General features: G+C 47.9%; 1 protein-coding gene and 1 pseudogene. Both read left to right on the top strand.

The genetic code is table 11. From position 1 onward, the window contains the following. Positions 1 to 202, top strand: a pseudogene (locus tag F6K20_RS37490) (hypothetical protein); the annotation flags it as partial. 36 nt (positions 203 to 238) lie between these two features. Beyond that, positions 239 to 1,048, top strand: coding sequence for a hypothetical protein (locus F6K20_RS37485; protein ID WP_008190056.1), 810 nt, complete (start codon positions 239 to 241; stop codon positions 1,046 to 1,048). The last annotated feature ends 625 nt before the right edge of the window (positions 1,049 to 1,673 follow it).

Raw genomic sequence — 1,673 nt, 5'->3', positions numbered from 1 at the left:
AATTGAATATTATTCCGTTAGAAAACAAACCGTAAAACCCTCTCCTTCTGCTCCCTGCTACTTCTGCTCCCTGCTCCCTGCTCCCTGCTCCCTGCTCCCTGCTCCCGATTCCCGATTCCCGATTCCCGATTCCCTACTCCCGACTCCCTACTCCCTTAGATCCGGAAATGATACAAGAATGACAGAAGTTTTATCGGTATAGGTGCGTCAGTTCTGTTAGTGTATTTTTTATTGTTGAGTGTTGAAAAATTTGGGACTTAAGTATCTAAAAACGGGATTACTGGGACTAACGTTTAGCTTCACAGTTGCTTACCGAGCTGGGAGTCAAACCGTGCCAGTACCGGACTCGACTACAGGCAACCAAGAGGAAACCCAGGGGAATCCCCCTGAGCCTAATCCAGATAAGTTACCAGAGTCTCCCCAGTCTGATCCTCCTGGTAATTCAGCAGCCCAGGAGTTGGATTTAAGTCCAGAGGTAATCGAAGGCAGTCCGGTGCTACAGCGTTGGCTAGAGGAGGTGCCCGATGTTTGGCAGAATATTCGCCATCAACCCAGTTTTCGTACTCGGTTGCGGTTGGGTTACTCCCAGTTTCCCTCTAATGGACAAGCAGCAGGGGTGAATGTGGGAGTAGAAGATGTGTTTATTGGTAATTCTGGCTTAACGGTTAGTGGGGATTATCAGGCTTCCTTTAATGGTGAGCGAGAAACCTTTGGGGTAGATTTGCGGTATTATGTGCGGCCCTTAGGGAGTTATTTCAATATTGCCCCGATGGTAGGTTATCGCAATTTGGAGACTGATGGTTACTCTACCGATGGGGTAAATGTGGGAGCACGGTTGCTGTTGGTTTTGTCTCGCACTGGTGCCGCTGATATTTCCTTCACTCAGAGTTTTGTGTCTATTGGCAGTAGTGATGAGGTGGGGATAAGCAAGCTTTCCTTCGGTTATGCGATTACTCCCAATTTGCGGCTTGCTACGGATATTGAGAAACAGAATTCTATCGAAAATAAGGATAGTCGGGTGGGGATTGGGTTGGAATGGATGCCTTGAGATTTTGATAGGGTGGGTAGTGTGGCTTACAGGGGTAGGTTTTTTACATCTGGTTCGGGAGTCGGGAGTCGGGAGTCGGGAGTCGGGAATCGGGAGTCGGGAATCGGGAGCGATCGCGTAGCGTGACCTAGGGTCAATCGCACCAGCGCGGAAGCTTCGCTTCATCCCGTAGCGTGGCCATTCCCGTAGCGTGGCCTTTTGGCCAAGGCCAATCCCATTGATAGCGCTAGGTACAGAGAATAAAAAAATTCCCTGGATCAGGGAATTGAAAAGCAGATCAGCTAAAGGTTTGAGCAATGATTAGTGCCTTGAGTTGGTAAACACAATTACATCAATTGCTATCCCTATTCTATTAAGCTAACCAAGAGCGCGCTCGCGTAGCGTGGCCTACGGCCAATCGCATTTATCGATCCCATTAAGCTAACCCATTTAGGGATTTGATCTAAGCCATTTCGCTATAGCATTTACCTATAGCATATGCAAATCGATCATGAAACCCAATGCTAATTTCTCATAACACTGAACAATCCTCGGATCTCTTTCCTACTATTCCCGATTCCCGATTCCCGATTCCCGATTCCTGATTCCCGATTCCCGATTCCCTCTCTCCCCTAAACTAAAACTC

Origin of the sequence: Moorena sp. SIO2C4 (assembly GCF_010672485.1) — a bacterium.
Lineage (GTDB): Bacteria > Cyanobacteriota > Cyanobacteriia > Cyanobacteriales > Coleofasciculaceae > Moorena > Moorena producens.
Note: the sequence above shows the minus strand (reverse complement) of the source record. Positions and strands in the feature narration are given on the sequence as shown.